The following is a 20,481-nucleotide window of genomic DNA, read 5'->3' as shown; positions in this document are numbered from 1 at the left end:
ACGGCGGGAGGGGCCGCGGCAGATGCGCTTGTACGGAGTCGGCCGGGACAAATGTCACGGGTGCCGGTCGCCAGGGGGTGAACGACTGTCCGACGACCCTGAGCTGACGTAGTGTCAGGTCTTCACAAGTAGGAGGCGCTCGGCTATACAGGGGGTCGCCGGACTGGAACGCGTTCTAGAACGGGCGGGTTCCACGGCCCCGTGTCGACCTCGGTGCGGCCGACGGTGCGGACGGCCGCACCGAGGTCTTTTGTGCAACCGGTTTCGTGCTACCGATCAGGAGCCCCATGCCCATTGACGCCGCCAAGGCCGTCGCCGCAGCCCCCAGGACCGGCGAGATCACCTGGGGTCACAAGGACGTCCAGCTCTACCATCTGGGCCTGGGCGCCGGCACCCCCGCGACCGACCCCGACGAGCTGCGCTACACCCTTGAGTCCCGGCTGCATGTGCTGCCCAGCTTCGCCACCGTCGCGGGCGCCGGCTCACCGGGCGTGATCGGCGGCCTGTCCATGCCCGGGGTCGACGTCGACCTCGCCCGCGTACTGCACGGCGGGCAGAGCATCGAGGTGCACCGCCCGATCCCCGTCGAGGGCACGGCGAGCGCCACCGCACGGATCGCCGCCGTCTACGACAAGGGCAAGGCGGCGATCCTGGTCATGCGCACCGAAGTCGCCGACGCCGACGGCCCGTTGTGGACGAACGACGCCCAGATCTTCGTACGGGGAGAGGGCGGCTGGGGCGGCGACCGCGGCCCCTCCACCCGGCTGGAGGACCCGACGGGCCCGCCGGACAGGACGGTCGAGCGTCCGATCCGCGAGGACCAGGCCTTGCTGTACCGGCTCTCCGGTGACTGGAACCCCCTGCACGCCGACCCCGAGTTCGCCAAGCTCGCCGGGTTCGACCGGCCGATCCTGCACGGCCTGTGCACCTACGGGATGACCCTCAAGGCGGTCGTCGACACGGTCCTCGGCGGCGACGTGGCGCGCGTCCGCTCGTACACGACGCGCTTCGCCGGGGTCGTCTTCCCGGGCGAGACCCTGCGCATCCGGATGTGGCGGCGGGAGGGCGGGGTCCAGGTGGCGGTGAGCGCGGTGGAGCGGGACGACGCGCCGGTGCTGGCCGACACCATCGTCGAACACTCATGAGCCCAGACCGTTCCTGAGGGGAGCCGCACCATGCGCGCAGCCGTACAGCACGAGATCGGGCAGGACAAGCTCGAAGTACTCGACGACGTCGAGGCGGTGGGCTTCGGCCCGGGCCGGGTGAGGATCCGGGTGCGGGCCACCGGGCTGTGCCACTCGGACCTGTCCGCGATGAGCGGTGTCCTGCCGCAGCCCGCGCCGTTCGTGCCCGGCCACGAGGGAGCGGGCGAGATCCTCGAAGTCGGCGACGGCGTGAGCCACTTGAAGCCCGGCGACCGCGTCGTCGTCTGCTGGCTGCCCGCCTGCGGTGTCTGTCCCGCCTGCAGGCGCGGCCAGACCGAACTGTGCCTGGCCGGGTTCATGAACGCGGGCACGCCCAACTTCAGGCGTCCCGGCGGTGACGTCTTCGGCTTCGCGGGCACCGGCACCTTCACCGAGGAGGTCGTCGTCGACGCGGGCTGCGCCGTGCCGATCCCCGACGACGTGCCCTTCGACATCGCCGCCCTCATCGGCTGCGGCGTCACCACCGGCCTCGGCGCCGCGCTCAACACCGCCGACGTGGAAGCCGGTTCGTCGGTCGCCGTCATCGGCTGCGGCGGCGTCGGCATCTCCGCCATCCAGGGCGCCCGGCTCAAGGGCGCCGCCGAGATCGTCGCCGTCGACCCGGTCGCCTCGCGCCGCGAGGCCGCGCTCAGGTTCGGCGCCACGAAGGCCGTCTCGCCGGACGAACTCCCGGACGCCAAGCAGTCGGTGACCGCGGGCGAGGGCTTCGACTACGTCTTCGAGGTCGTCGGCAGGTCGGCCACGGCACGGACGGCGTACGAGAACACCCGGCGCGGCGGCACCCTCGTCGTCGTCGGCGCGGGCGCCATGGACGACTTCCTCCAGCTCAACATGTTCGAGCTGTTCTTCGACGAGAAGCGGATCCTGCCCTCGATGTACGGCGGCGGCGACGTCCTGCGGTCGTACGAGCGGACCATCGCGCTGTGGCGGGCCGGCCGCATCGACCTGGAGAGCCTGATCACCCACCGGGTGCCGCTGGCCGAGATCAACGAGGCGCTGGACCAGATGCGGACGGGTGTCGCGCTGCGTACGTGCATCGAGATCTGACACCCTGCCGCCGGCCGAAGGGACTTTGATGTCACTGCCACTTGAGGGGCTGTCCGCGATCGTCACCGGGGCCGGCCGCGGGCTCGGCCGGACCGAGGCGCTGGAACTCGGCCGCCTCGGCGCGGCCGTCGTCGTCAACGACTACGGACAGCCCGGCCGGGACGGGTCCGGTGAGGCGTCCGCCGCACCCGCCGAGCAGGTCGCCGCCGAGATCCGCGCGGCGGGCGGCAGCGCGGTCGCCCACACCGGGGACGTCTCCGACCACGAACAGGCCCGCGCCCTCGTCGAGTCGGCGGTCGCCGAGTTCGGCAAGCTGGACATCCTGGTCAACAACGCGGGCATCCTGCGGGACCGGATGGTCTTCTCGATGACCGAGGACGAGTGGGACTCCGTCATCCGGGTCCATCTCAAAGGGCACTTCAACACCACCCACTTCGCGTCCGTGCACTGGCGGGCGCGGTCCAAGACGGCGGACGGACCGGTGTACGGGCGGATCGTGAACACCTCGTCCGAGGCGTACCTCGCGGGATCGGCCGGACAGCCCAACTACGCGGCGGCCAAAGGCGGAATCGTCGGCCTGACCACGTCCACGGCGCTCGCCCTCGCGAAGTACGGCGTGACGGCCAACGCCATCTGCCCACGCGCCCGCACCCGGATGACCGAGGACGTCTTCGCGGGCCTCTCCGCCCCGGACGAGGGCCTCGACCCCCTCGCCCCCGAGCATGTCGCCCCGCTCGTCGGCTACTTGGCCTCACCGGCGGCCGCGCACATCAACGGGCAGCTTCTCGTGGTGCACGGCGGCATGGTCGCGATCGTCGAACGCCCGCGGGTGGCCGCCAAGTTCGACACCAAGCAGGACGCCTTCACGCACGACGAACTGGACGCGCTGCTCACCCCGCACTACGCGCGACGCCCCAGTGGCGAGACTTTCGCGGCCGCGGAGGTGCTGGGGCTCAAGCGAGGCCAGGACCTGGACTCTCCGGGTCGCTGAGCCGCCGCCCGTCACACAGAACGGCCCCGTCCGTCGGTCGACGGACGGGGCCGGTGCTGTCGGAACGTCAGTTCGCGGTCTGCTCGGACGGCTTGCGGTGACGCCCGCGAGGGGTCGCCTCGTCGTCCTGGGCGGAGACCGGACCCCGGTGCTTGCCGTGCGTCAGGTCCAGAGCCGTGGCCTTGTGGGCGTCGGCAGCCGGCGGTTCCATTGTGATCGTGTCGCTCATCGGAAAATTCACCCCGTAAATACAAGATCCTTCTGTACAACCGGGTGAGTCTAACCGGCGACCATAGGCCTCTCATCAGGGGCCACCCGTACCGCGCCATCAGGGACAACCACTCCCGCGCCGTCATTCCTGATGGGCATCGCGCTGTCATTCCTGACGGGCTTCGCGCCGTCGTTCCTCACCGGCTTTGCACCGTCGTTCCTCACCGGTTTCGTGCCGTCGTTCCTCACCGGTTTCGTGCCGTCAGGAACGACCGGCTTCACCTCTTGAGGGGGCAGCGGCCTCACACGAGCCACCACCCGGCCCGTGAGCGGCGCCTGCTGCAACGGCACCGGCCGTGCCACGGCGCGCCCCGAGGGACCCGGATCCGCCGACCGCGACGACGCTTCCTTCGCCGTCACCGCCGTACCGTCCGGACCCGGATCCCCCGGTCCCGCCTCCCCCGCCCCCGTGGGCGCCTCCACCCGCGTCACGCCGTACGGCATCGCCCCCGTCGCGTACGGCAGTTGAAGCACCCCGTCCCTGGTCCACAGCCCGGCCCCCGCCAACCACCCCTCAGGCGCCCGGAGATGATGCACCCGCCGGTCGGCGGGCCGCCACAGGCCGACCCAGCTCCCGGCCGCCCCGTCGATGCGCAGCGCCACCCCGCAGCTCTCCGGGGTCAGCACCTGCCCCGGCTGGATCGCGAACGGCGTCACCGCGCAGTCGCCCATGCGCAGGCACTCCGGGAAGCGCACCGGCAGGGTGCTCCCCAGCACTCCCCAGCCCAGCCGGTCGCGGCCCGGCGACGGCGCGTCCGAGTGGATCAGCAGCAGCCCGCTGTCGGCGTCCGCGAGAAGGAGCCGGTCGTTGCTGGCCTCCGCGATCTGCAGCAGCGGCGACACCTCGCCGCCGCGCTCCAGGTCGACGACCACCGTCTTCGTGGGTCCGCCGGTCGACCGGTCCAGGGCGAGCAGCCGCCCCGTGCGGTCCAGCCACACCCCGCCCGAGCAGCGGCCCGGGATCTCGGCGAGGTGCTCGGGTCCGAAGGCACCGCCCGCGACCAGCCAGACCGCCGTCGAGCTCCGGCCGACGGCCAGCGCGTACGCGAGCTCACCACCGGGCGCGGGCGGCAGCAGCCGCAGCCCGGTGCCCTCGTCCGGGCACTCCACCGCCCCGAGCGGCAGCTCACCCGTGCCGGGGCCGGTCGGGTACAGCAGCGAGAACGTGTGCCGGGCGCCGGTCAGCCGGTGGATCAGCACCCGCCCGTCGTTCATCGGCGCCACCTCGGTGCCGGGCTCCTCGGGCTGGTTGCCGGGCAGCGGCACGGCGTACGGCTCGGGACCGTCCAGCGTCCACCGCTCCGGGTACCAGGACCCGCCGTCGAAGGCGAGACGCGCCGCGTACGTCCCCTCGGCGGTGATCACACAGGCGGGCCGGACGGCCCACTCGCTCCCGCTCCCGTTCCCGCTCGCGCTGCCGACGATCTCCACGTTCCCCGCTGCGTCCGCCGCTTCCGCCGTATCCACTGCGTCCGCAGTGTTCGCCGTATCCGCCGTATCCGCCGCGTCCACTGTCTCCGCCGCCTCCGGCGCGGACGATGAGAGTCCCCCCTGCTCGAACGAAGCCGAGAGCTCGGGGGAGGCACAGGCCGTCATGGTTCGATCACCTCCGGCGACGAAGCTAGTTTTCGTACGCACAGGCGTGGGACCGACGAGCGGCCGCTTCACACATAAGGGTGGCCATGTCGTGATTCGCCTGAGGAAACGGGGGCGCGTGTGCTGACAGGGTGCGCGGGGGAGGCCGTGGCCCCGGTGCTCACGGCCGGATCCGGTGGCGCCGGACTCCCCGGGCCGGTCGGGTCACCCGCGACCGGTCGGGCACACACGGGAGCCAGGTAGCCTTTTCCCCGTGCCCCGTCTGTCTGAAGTCCTCGCCGCGCTCGACGCCCTCTGGCCCCCTGAGCGGGCCGAGGGGTGGGACGCGGTCGGCACGGTCTGCGGCGACCCGGATCAGCCCGTGTCCAGGGTGCTGTTCGCCGTCGACCCCGTCCAGGAGATCGTCGACGAAGCGGTGAAGCTGGGCGCCGACCTGCTGGTCACCCACCACCCGCTCTATCTGCGCGGTACGACGACGGTCGCGGCCACCCACTTCAAGGGCCGCGTCGTGCACACCCTCATCAAGAACGACATCGCGCTGCACGTCGCGCACACCAACGCCGACCGCGCGGACCCGGGTGTCTCGGACGCCCTCGCGGGTGCGCTGGACCTGCGGGTCGTACGCCCCCTCGTGCCGGACCCGACCGACGCCGAGGGCCGCCGCGGCCTCGGACGCGTCTGCGAGCTGGACCATCCGGTGACCCTCCGCGAGTTCGCCGCACGCGCCGCCCAGCGGCTACCGGCCACCGCGCAGGGCATCCGCGTCGCGGGCGACCCCGACGCCCTCGTGCGGACCGTCGCCGTCAGCGGCGGCTCCGGCGACAGCCTCTTCGACGACGTGCGCGCCGCCGGCGTCGACGCCTTCCTCACCGCGGACCTGCGCCACCATCCGGCGTCGGAGGCCCGCGCCCACACTCCTCTCGCGCTGCTCGACGCGGCGCACTGGGCCACCGAATGGCCCTGGTGCGAGCTGGCCGCCGCCCAGCTCGACGAGATCTCCGACCGCCATGGCTGGGACCTGCGGGTCCACGTCTCCAAGACGGTCACCGACCCCTGGACCGCCCACGCGGCCTCACCACTTCCCACACCTTCAGGAGCCCCCAACTGAACGCCGCGCCCGCCGACCAGATCCGACTTCTCGACGTCCAGGCCCTCGACGTCCGCCTGCAGCAGCTCACGCACCGGCGGAAGTCGCTGCCCGAGCACGCCGAGATCGAATCGCTGAACAAGGACCTCGTCCAGCTGCGCGACCTGCTCGTCGCCGCGCAGACCGAGGACAGCGACTGCGCCCGTGAGCAGACCAAGGCCGAGCAGGACGTGGACCAGGTGCGCCAGCGCGCCTCCCGCGACCAGCAGCGCCTCGACTCGGGCAACGTCACCTCCCCCAAGGACCTGGAGAACCTCCAGCGCGAGATCGTCTCGCTCGCCAAGCGCCAGGGAGACCTGGAGGACGTGGTCCTGGAGGTCATGGAGCGCCGTGAGTCCGCGCAGGAGCGGGTCGCCGAGCTGACCGAGCGGGTCTCCTCCGTGCAGGCGAAGATCGACGACGCGACCGGCCGCCGGGACGCCGCGTTCGAGCAGTTCGACGGCGAGGCCGCGACGGCGACGAAGGAGCGCGAGGTCATCGCCGCCTCCGTCCCCGCCGACCTGCTGAAGCTCTACGACAAGCTCCGTGTGAAGGAGGGCGGCGTCGGTGCGGCCCGCCTCTACCAGCGCCGCTGCGAGGGCTGCCGCCTGGAGCTGAACATCACCGAGGTCAACGAGGTGAAGGCCGCCTCTCCCGACACGGTGCTGCGCTGCGAGAACTGCGGCCGCATCCTGGTGCGCACGTCCGAGTCCGGTCTGTAAGGGGCTTCGGGTGCGGGAGTTCATCGTCGAGGCCGACGGCGGTTCCCGGGGCAACCCGGGGCCCGCGGGCTACGGCTCCGTGGTGATCGACGCGGCCACGGGGGAGACGTTGATGGAGGCCGCCGAGTACCTCGGGGTCGTCACCAACAACGTCGCGGAGTACCGGGGCCTGGTGGCCGGGCTGAAGGCGGCCCGCGAACTGGACCCCACCGCCTCGATCCGGGTCCGGATGGACTCCAAGCTCGTCGTCGAGCAGATGTCCGGGCGCTGGCAGATCAAGCACCCGGACATGAAGCCCCTCGCGGCCGAGGCCGCCAGTGTCTTCCCGCGGTCCCAGGTGACCTACGAGTGGATCCCGCGCGCGCAGAACAAGCACGCCGACCGGCTCGCCAACGAGGCGATGGACGCGGGCAAGCGCGGCGAGCAGTGGTCGCCGTCCGCATCGACGGCCGAACTGGACGCACGCGCGGCGCGCGCCGCGGCCCCCGAACCGTCGGGCCCGCCCGGCGACGCGACCGCGGGCGCGGCGAAGGCCCGGGCGGCGCTGGCGGGCGCACGGGGTCCGTCGGCGACTCCGGTTTCCGGTGCGGCTGCCACCTCTGCTGCCGCCTCTGCCGCTGCCAGTGCTCCGGTGTCGTCAGGCGAGTCCGACTTCCTGCTGTCACCGGGTGCAGGTGCAGGTGCAGGGGCGGCCAAGGCAGCCGCCGACGTGCGCGCGGCGCGCAACGTGGCCGCCGGGGCGCAGACTGCCGGTCAGCCGTCCGTCGGCTGGGGTGCCGCCGCCGACATGGGAGCGCCCGCCACCTTCGTGCTGCTGCGCCACGGCGAGACCCCGCTGACGCCGCAGAAGCGGTTCTCCGGGAGCGGTGGGGCCGACCCGTCGCTGTCCGCCGTGGGCCGGGAGCAGGCGGAGCGGGCCGCCGCGGCGCTGGCCGCGCGCGGCACCGTCCAGGCGATCGTCGCGTCGCCGCTCGCCCGCTGCCGCCAGACCGCGCAGGCCGTCGCCGACCGGCTCGGGCTCGGCGTGGTCGTCGACGACGGGCTGCGCGAGGCCGACTTCGGCGCCTGGGAGGGCCTGACCTTCGCCGAGGTGCGCGAGCGCCACCCCGAGGACCTGACCGCCTGGCTCGCCTCGGCGGACGCCGAACCGACCGGCGGCGGCGAGAGCTTCGCGGCGGTCGCCCGGCGCATCGCCACCACCCGGGACAAGCTCGTCGCCTCCTACGCGGGCCGCACGGTCCTGCTCGTCACCCATGTCACGCCGATCAAGACCTTCGTACGGCTCGCCCTGGGCGCCCCGCCGGAGTCCCTCTTCCGCATGGAGCTGTCGGCGGCCTCGATCTCGGCGGTGGCGTACTACGCGGACGGGAACGCGAGCCTGCGACTGCTGAACGACACGTCCCACTTGCGCTGAGGCGCAGTCCGGCGCACCCGCGAGGACTGCGCCTCACGCGCCCGGCTGCTCAGCCGTTTCCCCGTCCTGCCCGCTCGTCCGGCTCACCCACGTGACCTGCGCCTCACCCGCCGGGGGCTCGCAGTCCGGCTCACCCGCACGGCACCCGGGCCGCGCCGCGTGCCCGCAGGATCTCCGCCGTCTCCCGGTCCGCCGGCAGGAACGCTTCGAGGTGGAGCTCGGCGAGCGTGACGTCCACCGCCGTCGCGAACGACGTCAGCGTGGTGAGCAGCCTCAACTCGCCCTCCGCGCACCGCAGTCGCAGCGGCACGGCGAAGCCGAGATAGTCCGCGCCGGGCTCGCTCCGCGGCACGTACCCGTCCAACTCCTCGGCGAGCGCGTCAAGGAGCGGATCGGGGCTGCGTACGGCACGGGCCCGCAGGTTCTCCACGATGTGCCGTCCCCAGGCATCCAGGTTCACCACCCGGGCCGCCATCCCGCGCGGATGCAGCGCGAGCCGCAGCACGTTCACGGCCGGCCCCAGCAGCGCGGGGTCCGCCCCCTCCGTGAGGACGTCGAACGCCTCGTTGGCCGCGACGAGTTCACCCCGCGGTCCCGCCACCAGCGCCGGATACGGCAGATGCCCTTCGAGGACGCTGTCCAACGCCTCCCGTACGGGCTTGAGCGCGGCCGCGTCGAGCGCCGACTCGGAGAACGCGGGCGCGTAACCGGCCGCCAACAGCAGTGCGTTGCGCTCCCGCAGGGTCAGGCCCAGCGACTCGGCGAGCCTGATCACGATCTCCCTGCCGGGCACCGACCGCCCACGCTCGATGAAACTGACGTACCGCTGAGTCGTCCCCGCCCGCGAGGCGAGCTCCAACTGACTGACCTGGCGGGCGGTGCGCCAGCGCAGCAACTCCCGGGCGAACGGGGGCGTTTCGGTGATGGTCGCGGTCATGGCTCAGTTGTACGCCACGGGTACGACAACCGGGCCTCGACCGGGCGTCGACCGTGCCGTCCGTTGCTGCTGTCCGTGCCCTCATACCCCGCCGGGAATTGAGCGCCGCACGCCGCCCGGCCAGCATGGACGTGTCCGCGCGGCACCATTCCATCCCAGGGGGCGAAGATGCGCTCGTATCACCTTCAGACACTCGGCACCATCGACGGCATCGTCCACCGCGACTCCGCACCGCGCCCGGAACCCGGTCCCCGCGAGATCGTCGTCCGGGTCCGTGCCGTCTCCCTCAACAAGCGCGATCTGCTGATCCTGAAGGGGACTTACCCGCTGAAGGCCGTACCGGACGTGATCCCGGTGAGCGACGGCGCGGGCGAAGTCGTCGCGGTGGGCGAGGAGGTGACCCGGTTCGCGGTCGGTGACCGGGTGATGGGGACGTACTTCCCGAACTGGCGCGACGGCCGGATCACCGCGACGCAGTTCGACCAGCCGGGGGCCAGTCTGAACGGCATGCTCGCCGAGTACGTCCGACTCGACCAGGAAGCCGCGGTTCGTGTTCCGGAGCATCTGACCTGGGAGGAGGCGGCCTGCCTGCCCTGTGCCGGAGTCACCGCATGGCACGCCCTCACCGGCGGCGAACCGCTCGTCCCCGGCCAGACCGTGCTGACCCTCGGCACCGGCGCACTGTCCCTCTTCGCGGTGCGGTTCGCCAAGGCGCTGGGCGCCGAGGTCATCGCGACGACGTCCAGCGCGGCCAAGGCGGACCGCCTCAAAGCGCTCGGCGCGGACCACGTCGTCAACTACGTCGAGAACCCCGAATGGGGCGCGGCCGTAAGGGCGTTGACCGGCGGACGCGGCGCCGACCTGGTTGTCGAGACGAACGGCCCCGACACCATCGAGCAGTCGATGCGCGCCACCGCGCTCTACGGCCAGATCGTGCTGCTGATCACCGGCAACCCGCGCAAGCAGGGCATCGAGATATCCAACGCGGCGTACGCGGCGAGCCTGGCCACCATCCGCCGCGTCTTCGTCGGCAGCCGCGCCCACTTCGAGACCATGAACCGCGCCATCGCCCTGCACGGCATCCGCCCGGTGGTCGACCGCGTCTTCGACCTCGACGACGTGCACGAGGCGTTCCGTTACTACGAGAGCGGGCAGGCCTTCGGCAAGGTGGTCATCCGCGTGGCCTGAGTGCCGTCATCAGCGCCGTCATCCGGATGGCCTGAGCGCCGCCGCCTCCCGGGCCAGCGTCTCCACCCGCGCCCAGTCCTTGGCCGCGACGGCGTCCCCCGGAAGCATCCAACTCCCGCCCACACACCCGACGTTGGGCAGGGCGAGATACTCCGGCGCCGAGTCGGGCCCGATGCCGCCCGTCGGGCAGAACCGCGCCTGGGGGAGCGGCCCGGCGAGCGACTTCAGGTACGCCGTGCCGCCCGCCGCCTGCGCCGGGAAGAACTTCATCTCCCGCACGCCGAGTTCGAGAAGCGTCACGACCTCCGACGTGGTGGACACACCTGGCAGGAACGGCACCCCGGACGCGCGCATGGCGTCGAGGAGCACGTCCGTCCAGCCGGGGCTCACCAGGAAGCGTGCACCGGCGGTCACCGAGTCGGTCACCTGCGCCGGGGAGAGGACGGTGCCCGCGCCGACGACCGCGTCCGGCACCTCGTCCGCGATCGCGCGGATCGCGTCGAGCGCCGCCGGTGTCCGCAGCGTGACCTCGATCGCGGGCAGCCCGCCCGCGACCAGCGCCCGTGCCAGCGGCACGGCGTCGGCGGCGTCCGTCACCACGACGACGGGGACGACAGGAGCGAGGTCCAGGACGGAGGCAGACGGCGACGAGGGCAGCGGCGAGGGCATGTCCTCATCCTGCCCGGGGTGCGCATCCTGCGCAAAGCTCGTTGCGCATGTTGCAACGTATGTAGAGGTGGGGTGTGTCAGTGGATCTCCGTCACCACCACGTCCAGCGCCCACGCCTTCCCCGCCCCGCCCGGAGCCGCCGCCTCGACCGTGTACCCGAGGTCCCGCAACACCTCCACCAGCTCCGCGGGGCCCTTCGGCGCCGCGCCCGCCGTCAGCAGGCTGCGCACGATCTTCCCCTTCGTCGCCTTGTTGAAGTGGCTGACGACGGACCGCTTCTCGATCCCGTTCACCAGCTGCGAGTGCAGCACCCGTACCGTCGCCGTCCGCCCGGCGACCTCGCCCTTCGGCTTCCACGCGGTCGCGTACGCCGACGAGCGCAGGTCGAGCACCAGCCCGTCCCCGGCCGCCTCGGGCAGGGCCGCGGCCATCGGCGTACGCCAGTGCGCGCCCAGCGCCCCGAGACCCGGCAGCTTCACGCCCATCGAGCAGCGGTAGGAGGGAATCCTGTCGGTCACCCGGACCGCGCCCCACAGGCCCGAGAACACCAGCAGCGAGCGCGCCGCCCGCCGCTTCGCCGCCGCGTCGAGCGAGGACAGCTCCAGGGAGTCGTACAGGATCCCCGTGTAGATCTCGCCCGCCGGGCGCGCGCCCGCCGTCCGCAGCTGCGTGTTCTTCGCGATCTCGCCGCGCAGGCCCTCGCTCAGGCCGAGTGCCTCGCGCGCCTTCTCCTCGTCACCGGCGCAGAGCTCGACCAGCTCCTCGAGAACCGCCTGCCGCGCCTCGGTGAGCCCCGGCAGGGACAGCGACTCCAGCTTCAGCGGGGTGCCGCGGCCCGAAGAGGCCTTGCCTTCGGACGGGGGGAGCAGGACGAGCACGGTTGTTTCTCCTTACGGTGGGCGCACGGCTGGATTGGCCCGGCGCCAGCCTAAAGGGTGCCGCGGGGCCGTCCTCGCGCGCCGGAGCGGCCGGTTTGTGCCTACGCTCGCTGTATGCCTCGCCGCCACCTACGTGTTGCCGGTGCACCGGAGGCTCCCCTGCGAGCCGCGCTGCGCGCCCTGCGAACCGAACTCGGCGTACCCGAGTCCTTCCCGCCCGAAGTGCTCGAAGAGGCCGCGCGGGCGCCCCGGCTGCCGTCGTACGACGCGACGGACATCCCCCTGTTCACGATCGACCCGCCGACGTCCACGGACCTCGATCAGGCGATGCACCTCGCGCGCCGCACGGGCGGCGGCTACCGCGTCCGGTACGCGATCGCCGACGTCGCCGCCTTCGTCGTACCCGGTGGTGCCCTGGACGCCGAGACGCACCGGCGAGTCACGACGCTCTACTTCCCCGACGAGCGGGTCCCGCTGCACCCGGAGGTCCTCTCCGAGGGCGCCGCGAGCCTCCTCCCGGACCAGACGTGCCCGGCGACGCTGTGGACGATCGACCTCGACGCGGAGGGACGTACCGAGGCGACCGACGTGCGCCGGGCGCTGGTGCGCAGCCGGGCCAAGCTCGACTACGCGCACGTACAGCGGCAGATCGACGCGGGGACGGCGGAGGAGCCGCTCGCCCTCCTCAAGGACATCGGACAGGCGCGCGAGCGGCTGGAGGTCGAGCGCGGCGGCATCTCGCTCAACGTCCCCGAGCAGGAGATCGTCGAGGAGGACGGGACGTACGAACTCGCGTACCGCGCCCCGCTCCCCGCCGACGGCTGGAACGCGCAGATCTCCCTGCTGACCGGGATGGCCGCGGCCGAGCTGATGCTCGCGCACGGCACCGGCGTACTGCGGACGCTGCCCGCCGCCCCGGACGGCGCGGTCGGGCGGCTGCGCCGCACCGCGAAGGCGCTGCGCATCGACTGGCCGCACCACGTCTCGTACGCCGAACTCATCCGCTCCCTCGACCCCCACCGGCCGCACCACGCGGCCTTCCTCCAGGAGTGCACGACGCTGCTGCGCGGCGCCGGCTACACGGTCTTCCGCGACGGCGTGCTCCCCGAGGTCACCTCGCACGCCGCCGTCGCCGCGCCCTACGCCCACTGCACGGCCCCGCTGCGCCGCCTGGTCGACCGCTATTCGTCAGAGATCTGTCTCGCCGCCGTCGCGGACGAGCCGCCCCCCGACTGGGTCCTCGCGGCCCTCGACGAGCTCCCCCAGCAGATGGCCGACGGCAGCCGTCGCACGGGCACCGTCGAGCGCGAGTGCGTCGACATCGTGGAGGCAGCCCTGCTCAAGGACCGGGTGGGCGACCTCTTCGAGGGGTGTGTGGTGGACGTACAGGAACATCAACCCACCGTCGGAACCGTCCAGTTGGAGTCCCCGGCCGTTTTCGCCCGCATCGAGGGCGGGGCGGAGGCGCTGCCGTTGGGGGAGCGGTTGCGGGTGCGGCTGACAAAGGCGGACCCGGGGACGGCGAAGGTGCAGTTCGCGCCTGCGTGACGGGGCTGGAGCGGGCGACCTCTTGACGGTGGCATGGAAACGGGGAGCGCGGACGTTGCAGCTGTGGGGGGACCGACGGCCGGAGCCGGCCTCAGGGAACTGACGGCCGGAGCCGGTCTAAGGGAACTGACATCCGGAGCCGATCTCCGGGAACCGACGGCCCGAGCCGGGGGAGGCGTAAGTGACCGCACGCGAAGAGGCCCGCTGGGCCCGCACCACCCTCGGCCGCGGCGGCCGCCCCCTCTACCTCCTGACCGCCCGCTTCGACCAGCACCGTTACGCGCCGCACGCCCACGAGGAGTTCACCGTCGGTGTCTGCGTCGGCGGCGCCGAGATCATCGACTACCGCGGCGGCCGCATCCGCACCGGCCCGGGCTCGATCGTCGTCATGGCTCCCGGCGAAGTGCACACCGGCGGCCCGGCGCTGCCCGGCGGATACGCCTACCAGGCCCTGTACCCGGAGGCGTCCCTCCTCACCGAGGGCACCCTCGGCGTCCCGCACTTCCGCGAGCCCCTTCTCGACGACCCCGAGCTGGCCACCGCCCTGCGCACCGCCCACACCGAACTGAGCGCCCGCCCCGACCCCTTGGAGGCCGAGTCCCGCATCCCGTGGCTGCTCACCGCCCTGGCCCGCCGCCACTCCACCGCCCGCCCGATGTGCGACACGATCCCGGGCGCAGCTTCCATAGCGCTCACGGTGCGCGACCGCCTCGCCGACGAGCTGCTGGCCCCACCGTCGCTCGCCGCCCTGGCGGCCGACCTGGGCCTGTCCCGCTACCAGCTGCTGCGCGCCTTCCGTACGACGATGGGGCTGCCGCCCTACGCCTGGCTCGCCCAGCACCGGGTGAACCGGGCCCGCCCGCTCCTGGAGGCCGGCCTGCGTCCGGCCGAGGTCGCGGGCCTAGTGGGCTTCGCCGACCAGGCGCATCTGACGCGCTGGTTCCGCCGGGTGCTGGGGGTGACCCCGGCGGCGTACCGCAACAGCGTTCAAGACACCGCCCGCTGACCCGGCCGAGACTGCCCGCATGACTGCACGCGGCTGGGTTCTGTTCTCCCTGATGGGAGTCCTGTGGGGCATCCCCTATCTGATGATCAAGGTGGCGGTGGACGGGGTCTCCCCGTCGATGGTCGTCTTCGCACGCTGTGCGCTCGGCGCCGCACTCCTGCTCCCCTTCGCCGTACGGCAGGGGGGACTGACCGGCGTCATCCGAGCCCACTGGCGCCCGATGCTGGCCTTCGCCTGCATCGAGATCATCGGCCCCTGGTGGACCCTGACGGACGCCGAACGCCACCTCTCCAGCTCGACGGCGGGCCTGCTGATCGCGGGCGTCCCGATCGTGGGAGTGGCCCTGGCACGCTTCTTCGGCGACACGGAACGGCTGGGCGCGCGCCGCACTGTGGGTCTCGCCCTGGGCCTCGGCGGCGTCGCGGTCCTCACGGTGCCCCACCTGACCGGCGGCGACGCCCGCTCCCTGCTGGAAGTACTGATAACAGTCCTCGGCTACGCCACCGCACCCCTGATCCTCACCCGCTACCTCAAGCAGGTCCCCACGCTCCAGCTGATAGCTCCCTGCCTGCTCCTGTCGGCACTCGTCTACGCCCCCGCGGCCGCGGCAACCCGCCCGTCCTCCGTCCCTTCCTCCTCGGTCCTGGCGTCTCTGGCCGGCCTGGGCGTCATCTGCACGGCCCTCGCCTTCGTCGTCTTCCTCGAACTGATCCGCGAGGCGGGCCCGACCCGGGCGGTGGTCTTCACCTACGTCAACCCGGCCGTCGCCGTGGCAGCGGGCGCGACCTTCCTGGACGAGCGCCTGACTCCCGGGGTGCTGGCCGCCTTCGCCCTGATCCTGGCGGGCTCCTTCCTGGCGACGGCGGCCTCGGGCCCGGGCAAAGGCGCACGCCCGGTACGATGGTCAACACGGCAGACGAGCCGGGCGGACGGCCGCGTGGACTCCCCCTAGTGGGGTGCTCCCCGAGGAACGTCCGGGCTCCACAGGGCAGGGTGATGGCTAACGGCCACCCGGGGTGACCCGCGGGACAGTGCCACAGAAAACAGACCGCCAGGGACCTCGGTCCCCGGTAAGGGTGAAACGGTGGTGTAAGAGACCACCAGCGCCTGAGGCGACTCAGGCGGCTAGGTAAACCCCACCCGGAGCAAGGTCAAAAGGAAACACCCAGGTGTTTCTGCGCGGACGTTCGAGGGCTGCCCGCCCGAGTCCGCGGGTAGACCGCACGAGACCGGCGGCAACGCCGGTCCTAGATGGATGGCCGTCTCCCCGGCCGCCGCGAGGCGCCCGGGCGACAGAACCCGGCGTACAGCCCGACTCGTCTGCTTGTACGGCCCCGACCTGGGGTTTTCTCCGGGGAGGGGCCGTTTGGCGTTTGGGGTGTCGTGCCCGGTTGACCTGGGGTGTTCCCGGGACGTCTCGGCGTATCCGTCAGCTCCCCGTAGAGAGATTCTCGGCGGCACAGGCCAGGGAATTGGCGCAGCACAGCACATTCGGACGGATCAGGGCGGACGGGTCGTCCAGCTTTGTCGACGTGCGCACGAGGAAGCTCCTGGCCGCTCCCGCAGGCAAGGAGACGAGCATGTCGTCCACGACCGCGTCGGGCGCGACCTTGTCGGCCAGCAGGGCGATGTCGCGCACATAGGAGGTGGCGCGTACGTCGATCCGGTAGCCACCGTCCACGGGCAGGACGCCGGCGGTGAACGGCGCCGGGTCGTAGTCGAGGTCGCGGTCCTCGCCGAAGAGGTGATGGGCATGGGCGCCGCCCGCGGTCGCGGTCAGCACTTCGCCGCGCGGGTCGGCGGGGATGAGCAGGTCGTCGGCCAGGGACAGCTGCGCGGTGGACCGGGGCGGCACGTCGAGAGACAGCTCGGCGGTGGCCAGCGTCTTGCCGGTGAAGGTCTGCCGTGTCGCGAGCACGGTTGTCCGCCACGGCTGGTCGTGGTCGTTCACAGCGACCAACGTGGGCCTGCCGTCGCGGGGTTGGATGGTGAGCAACCGCGGATCGAAAGCCTGCTTGATGGCGTAGTAGAGGGGTTTGAGTCGTTCATCGCTGTCCACTGCGGCCCAGGAGATGGCGGGCCAGCAGTCGTTGAGCTGCCAGACGAGCGCGCCCGCGGTCCGCGGCCACCAGGAGCGGAAGTGCTCGATGCCGAACCTGACGGCGCGGGCCTGGTTGAGCTGGGTCGCCCAGTGCCACCGCTCCAGGTCGGCCGGGACCGGCAGGTGGGGCTCCAGGCCGCGGTGCAGCTTGCCGTTGCCGTCCTCGGCCTTCTGGTGGAGCAGGAGGGCGGGGGAGCTGGGTGTCATCGGTTCGTCGTGGATCCAGCGGTGGAGGGTGGTCCAGGCGGGCGGTCCCTGAAAGCCGAACTCGGCACAGAACCGGGGTACATGGTCACGGTAGTGGGTGTAGTCGCGCGCGTTCCACACGTCCCATTCGTGGCGGGTGCCGTGCTGGGCGTCGTTGGGCGGCAGATCGCCGGGGCTGTAGGGGCTGCCGGGTGCGTAGGGGCGGGTGGGGTCGAGTTCGGCGACGAGCGCGGGCAGCAGATCGGTGTAGTAGCCGAGCCCCCAGCTCCGCCCCTCCAGGCCTTCCTGCCATCCCCAGTCGGTGTACGCGGGAAGGTTTTCGTTGTTGCCGTTCCACAGGACGAGCGAGGGGTGGGCCACGAGCCGGGTGATGTTCTCGCGGGCCTCGGCCAGGACCTCGTGCCGCAGCGGTTCCTCCTCGGCGTAGAAGGCGCAGGCGAAGGGGAAGTCCTGCCAGACCATCACACCGCGCTCGTCGCAGATCTCGTAGAAGTCGTCGCTCTCGTAGATTCCGCCGCCCCAGACCCGCAACATGTTCATGTTCGCGTCGACGGCCTGATCGATGCGACGTGCCGTCCGCCGGGCGGTGACGCGGGTGAGGAAGTGATCGTCCGGAATCCAGTTGGCGCCCTTGGCGAAGATCCGTTTGCCGTTGACGACGAAGGTGAACGGCGTACCGGTCTCGTCCGGTTCGGTGTCCACGGCGACGGTACGGAACCCGACCCGCCGCTGGTCGGTGTCGACACGCTCCCCGTCGGCCAGGAGCGTCACGGCCAGCTCGTACAGCGGCTGGGCGCCGTAGCCCACAGGCCACCACAGTCGCACGTCCGGCACCAGGGCGGTGACGCGCGCGGTGGTGCCGCGAACCACTGTCTGTACGTGGACGTCGCCGATGGTGACCTCCACGGTGTATTCGCGGTCGCCGCCAGTGCCGCCAGTGCCGCCAGTGCCGCCAGTGCCGTCGGTTTCGGCGTCGGCGATGTCCACCTGTACGTCGATGCGGCCGGTGCCGTCCGGGTCGACGGTGACGAGCGGGCGCACCTGCGCCAGGCGCCCGCCGGTCCACCGCTCCAGCCGTACGGGTTTCCAGATGCCGGCGGTCTGCAGGTCCGGCCCCCAGTCCCAGCCGAAGGAGCACGCCATCTTCCGGATGGCGTTGTACGGGTGGGGGTAGGCGCGCATGCGCCGGCCGAGCCCGGCCTCTGCCTCCTCGGCGTGGGTGAGCGCTGAACCCAGCGAGACGGTCAGCTTGTTGAGGCCCTCGCGCAGCGATCCACGGGCGTCGAACCGGTAGCCGCGGTGCATGTTGGCGGTGTGCCCGAGCACGTGGCCGTTGAGTTCGACGGCGGCGATCGTGTCGATGCCGTCGAAGACGAGATCCGCCCGTTCGCCGGCTTGCGGCTCCGTTGCCCGGAACGTGGTCGTGTACTGCCAGTCGACGCGGTGCATCCAGGTCAGCGCCGATTCGTTGAGGTCCAGATACGGATCCGGGATGAGACCGGCGGCGAGCAGGTCGAGGTGGGTGCTCCCGGGCACCTGAGCGGGCACCTGACGGTTCGCGAGAGTATCCGGCACCTGCCCGGCCGTGGCTCGCAGGCTCCAGCCGTCGTGCAACGTCGTTCTGGCGATCATCCGCGTTCTCCTCGCTGGTCGCTGGTCGCTGGTACGGCCGTGAGACGGCTCCCATGCTTACGCAGATAACTTAAGTAAGTCAACGGTGGGGAAATCCAGCGGCGTCGCGAGGGGGAGGGCGTGGAGGCTGTAGCACCCCGAATCAGGGCTCATGACATGACGTCGCCAGTATTGACCCCTTTCTTAGCCGTCTTAATAATGTCGAGCGTTCCCCGTGTCGCCACACAGTCGAGCGTCAGGACGAGAGGACATCACCATGCTGTCGACAGGACGCGGTGCCAGAAGGCACGCCGTAGTGATCATGGCTGCCCTGATGCTCGCCGCCACGGGGTGCCAGTCGTCCGGCACGCCGGCCCAGAGCAGGACCCCGGCGCTGGTCGCCTACACAGGGCAGGCCAGCGACTACCAGATCAACTTCAACCCGTTCGCGCCGACAGTCATCGGCGGCACCGGGACGATCTTCCAGACGCTGTTCTTCTACAACACCGTCCGCAAGGACGCCCCGGTGCCCCGGCTGGGCAAGGAGTTTTCCTGGAACGCTGACGGCACCAATCTGTCGATCACTCTCAGGGACGGGGTGAAGTGGTCGGACGGTCAGCGATTCACCGCCGCCGACGTCGTGTTCACCCTCGACATGATCACCAAGCACAAGGGGATGAACAACGCCGGATACGCGGGCCACGCCACGGCCGTCGACGACACCCACGTGACCGTCGCCTTCGACAAGCCGTCCTTCGTCGACGGCCCATCCGTCCTGGGCAAGACCTACATCGTGCCCCGGCACAAGTGGAAGGACATCGCCGATCCGGGCGTCGCCGTCCTCAAGGACCCGGTCGGCACCGGTCCCTACCTCCTCGACGACTTCAAACCCCAGGCCTACACGCTCAAGGCCAACCCCTCCTACTGGGGCGGGGAGCCGGCGGTGAAGAGGATCCGCTATCCCGCACTCTCCGGCAACCAGTCAGGGGTGACCGCCCTCAAGGCCGGACAGATCGACTGGCAGACGGGGCCGGTGCCCGGCGTCAAGGACGTCGCGAAGAACTACCCCGGCTACAAGTCCGTCATCACACCGCTGAACCAGATCGTGCTGGACACCTGCAGCAACGCCGACCTCGGCTGCAAGGGCCCGCAGACCGACCCGGCCGTGCGTCAGGCGATCTACCACGCCATCGACCGGACCCAGCTCAACGCGCTGGCGTTCGACGGCACGGCAAGTGAGATCTCGCCCAGCCTCCTGCTGCCGGACCGGGACAAGGCGCTCATGTCCGGTCGGCTGCGGAACGCGACCGCGCCGATGCAGCCGGACGTGGCCGAGGCGCAACGCACCCTGGAGAGCGCCGGATACGCCAAGGGCTCCGACGGGATCTACGCCAAGGACGGCAAGCCGCTGTCGCTGACGGTGATGACCGTCTCCGGCTGGACCGACTACATCACCGCGGTGAACACGATCGGCCAGCAACTCAAGAAGGCCGGAATCAAGATCACTCCACAGCAGTTGTCCTGGAACGAGTTCGTCGACTCCAGGGACCGCGGCTCCTATCAGTTGATCATCGACTCCCTCTACCAGGGGCCCGCACCCGACCCGTACTACCTCTACACCTACTTCCTCAGCACCGCGCAGACCGCCAAGGTCGGCGCCAAACCCGGCTCGAACTTCAGCCGCTTCTCCGACCCGCAGGTCGACAAGGCTCTGGACGCGCTCAAGCACGTCAACCCCGCCGACACCGCCGCGCGCCAGCCCTACCTGGACACCGTCCAGACCCGCATCGAGCAGTCCATGCCGTACATCCCGGTGCTCACCCAGGGCACGATCAACGTCGTTCACGACGCGAAGTTCACCGGCTGGCCGACCGCCGCCGACCTCTACGCCTTCCCCGCCGTCTGGCAGGCCCCCGACAGCGCGGAGGTCTACCTGCGCCTCAAGCCCGCCGGGAAGTGAGGCGC

Annotated in this window: 15 protein-coding genes, 1 other RNA gene and 2 pseudogenes; 12 read left to right on the top strand and 6 right to left on the bottom strand. The window is 71.4% G+C overall.

The window, feature by feature from the left end; genetic code table 11:
* Positions 1 to 287: 287 nt before the first annotated feature.
* The 3 genes from ABZS97_RS19390 to ABZS97_RS19380 are packed head-to-tail and all read left to right on the top strand — an operon-like array spanning position 288 to position 3,243.
* Positions 288 to 1,145, top strand: coding sequence for a MaoC/PaaZ C-terminal domain-containing protein (locus ABZS97_RS19390; RefSeq protein ID WP_356139419.1), 858 nt, complete (start codon positions 288 to 290; stop codon positions 1,143 to 1,145).
* 30 nt (positions 1,146 to 1,175) lie between these two features.
* Positions 1,176 to 2,252, top strand: a complete 1,077-nt coding sequence (locus ABZS97_RS19385) for a Zn-dependent alcohol dehydrogenase (protein ID WP_356139417.1) — start codon at positions 1,176 to 1,178, stop codon at positions 2,250 to 2,252.
* 28 nt (positions 2,253 to 2,280) lie between these two features.
* Entirely contained in the window at positions 2,281 to 3,243 is a 963-nt protein-coding gene (locus ABZS97_RS19380; RefSeq protein WP_356139415.1) for a 3-oxoacyl-ACP reductase, read from the top strand.
* A 67-nt stretch (positions 3,244 to 3,310) separates the two neighbouring features.
* Here ABZS97_RS19380 and ABZS97_RS19375 read toward each other — a convergent pair whose 3' ends face one another.
* Together ABZS97_RS19375 and ABZS97_RS19370 are read right to left on the bottom strand one after the other, a co-directional pair.
* Positions 3,311 to 3,472 carry a hypothetical protein gene (locus ABZS97_RS19375; protein ID WP_356139412.1) on the bottom strand — a complete coding sequence of 54 codons (162 nt, stop codon included), beginning with the start codon at positions 3,470 to 3,472 and terminating at the stop codon, positions 3,311 to 3,313.
* Positions 3,473 to 3,759: 287 nt separating this feature from the next.
* Positions 3,760 to 5,109 (bottom strand): annotated as a pseudogene (locus ABZS97_RS19370) (hypothetical protein); the annotation flags it as partial.
* Between the two features lie 253 nt (positions 5,110 to 5,362).
* Here ABZS97_RS19370 and ABZS97_RS19365 point away from each other — a divergent pair.
* The 3 genes from ABZS97_RS19365 to ABZS97_RS19355 are packed head-to-tail and all read left to right on the top strand — an operon-like array spanning position 5,363 to position 8,371.
* Positions 5,363 to 6,217 (top strand): Nif3-like dinuclear metal center hexameric protein, encoded by an 855-nt coding sequence (locus tag ABZS97_RS19365; protein WP_356139410.1) that lies wholly within the window; start codon positions 5,363 to 5,365, stop codon positions 6,215 to 6,217.
* Entirely contained in the window at positions 6,214 to 6,957 is a 744-nt protein-coding gene (locus ABZS97_RS19360; RefSeq protein ID WP_356139431.1) for a C4-type zinc ribbon domain-containing protein, read from the top strand. Before ABZS97_RS19365 ends, ABZS97_RS19360 begins: the two co-directional genes overlap by 4 nt.
* Before the next feature lie 10 nt (positions 6,958 to 6,967).
* Entirely contained in the window at positions 6,968 to 8,371 is a 1,404-nt protein-coding gene (locus ABZS97_RS19355; RefSeq protein ID WP_356139408.1) for a bifunctional RNase H/acid phosphatase, read from the top strand.
* Between the two features lie 130 nt (positions 8,372 to 8,501).
* Here ABZS97_RS19355 and ABZS97_RS19350 read toward each other — a convergent pair whose 3' ends face one another.
* Positions 8,502 to 9,308 (bottom strand): helix-turn-helix transcriptional regulator, encoded by an 807-nt coding sequence (locus ABZS97_RS19350; protein WP_356139405.1) that lies wholly within the window; start codon positions 9,306 to 9,308, stop codon positions 8,502 to 8,504.
* A gap of 168 nt (positions 9,309 to 9,476) precedes the next feature.
* On the opposite strand from ABZS97_RS19350, the gene ABZS97_RS19345 reads away from it, so the two are divergent.
* Entirely contained in the window at positions 9,477 to 10,496 is a 1,020-nt protein-coding gene (locus tag ABZS97_RS19345; protein ID WP_356139403.1) for an NAD(P)-dependent alcohol dehydrogenase, read from the top strand.
* A gap of 18 nt (positions 10,497 to 10,514) precedes the next feature.
* Here the strand turns inward: ABZS97_RS19345 and eda are convergent, their stop codons facing one another.
* Together eda and yaaA are read right to left on the bottom strand one after the other, a co-directional pair.
* The gene (gene eda / locus ABZS97_RS19340) at positions 10,515 to 11,165 is read right to left on the bottom strand and encodes a bifunctional 4-hydroxy-2-oxoglutarate aldolase/2-dehydro-3-deoxy-phosphogluconate aldolase (RefSeq protein ID WP_356139400.1); all 651 of its coding nucleotides are present in this window, start codon (positions 11,163 to 11,165) and stop codon (positions 10,515 to 10,517) included.
* Positions 11,166 to 11,242: 77 nt separating this feature from the next.
* On the bottom strand, positions 11,243 to 12,043 hold the full coding sequence (gene yaaA, locus ABZS97_RS19335) for a peroxide stress protein YaaA (RefSeq protein WP_356139397.1): 801 nt from the start codon (positions 12,041 to 12,043) through the stop codon (positions 11,243 to 11,245).
* Between the two features lie 114 nt (positions 12,044 to 12,157).
* Between yaaA and ABZS97_RS19330 the strand changes: the two genes are divergently transcribed.
* From ABZS97_RS19330 to rnpB, 4 genes and pseudogenes are all read left to right on the top strand, one after another.
* Positions 12,158 to 13,591, top strand: a complete 1,434-nt coding sequence (locus ABZS97_RS19330; protein ID WP_356139395.1) for an RNB domain-containing ribonuclease — start codon at positions 12,158 to 12,160, stop codon at positions 13,589 to 13,591.
* Between the two features lie 181 nt (positions 13,592 to 13,772).
* Positions 13,773 to 14,597, top strand: a complete 825-nt coding sequence (locus ABZS97_RS19325; RefSeq protein ID WP_356139393.1) for an AraC family transcriptional regulator — start codon at positions 13,773 to 13,775, stop codon at positions 14,595 to 14,597.
* Between the two features lie 19 nt (positions 14,598 to 14,616).
* Positions 14,617 to 15,396: pseudogene (locus ABZS97_RS19320) on the top strand (DMT family transporter); the annotation flags it as partial.
* 118 nt (positions 15,397 to 15,514) lie between these two features.
* Positions 15,515 to 15,920, top strand: an RNA gene (rnpB, locus tag ABZS97_RS19315) — RNase P RNA component class A.
* Between the two features lie 106 nt (positions 15,921 to 16,026).
* Here the strand turns inward: rnpB and ABZS97_RS19310 are convergent.
* Positions 16,027 to 18,537 carry a glycoside hydrolase family 2 TIM barrel-domain containing protein gene (locus ABZS97_RS19310; RefSeq protein WP_356139391.1) on the bottom strand — a complete coding sequence of 837 codons (2,511 nt, stop codon included), beginning with the start codon at positions 18,535 to 18,537 and terminating at the stop codon, positions 16,027 to 16,029.
* Positions 18,538 to 18,793: 256 nt separating this feature from the next.
* Between ABZS97_RS19310 and ABZS97_RS19305 the strand changes: the two genes are divergently transcribed.
* Positions 18,794 to 20,476: an ABC transporter substrate-binding protein gene (locus tag ABZS97_RS19305; RefSeq protein ID WP_356139389.1), complete on the top strand. Its 1,683-nt coding sequence runs from the start codon at positions 18,794 to 18,796 to the stop codon at positions 20,474 to 20,476.
* Positions 20,477 to 20,481 lie beyond the last annotated feature (5 nt).

Origin of the sequence: Streptomyces sp. NPDC005485, from assembly GCF_040606085.1 — a bacterium.
GTDB lineage: Bacteria > Actinomycetota > Actinomycetes > Streptomycetales > Streptomycetaceae > Streptomyces.
Note: the sequence above shows the minus strand (reverse complement) of the source record. Positions and strands in the feature narration are given on the sequence as shown.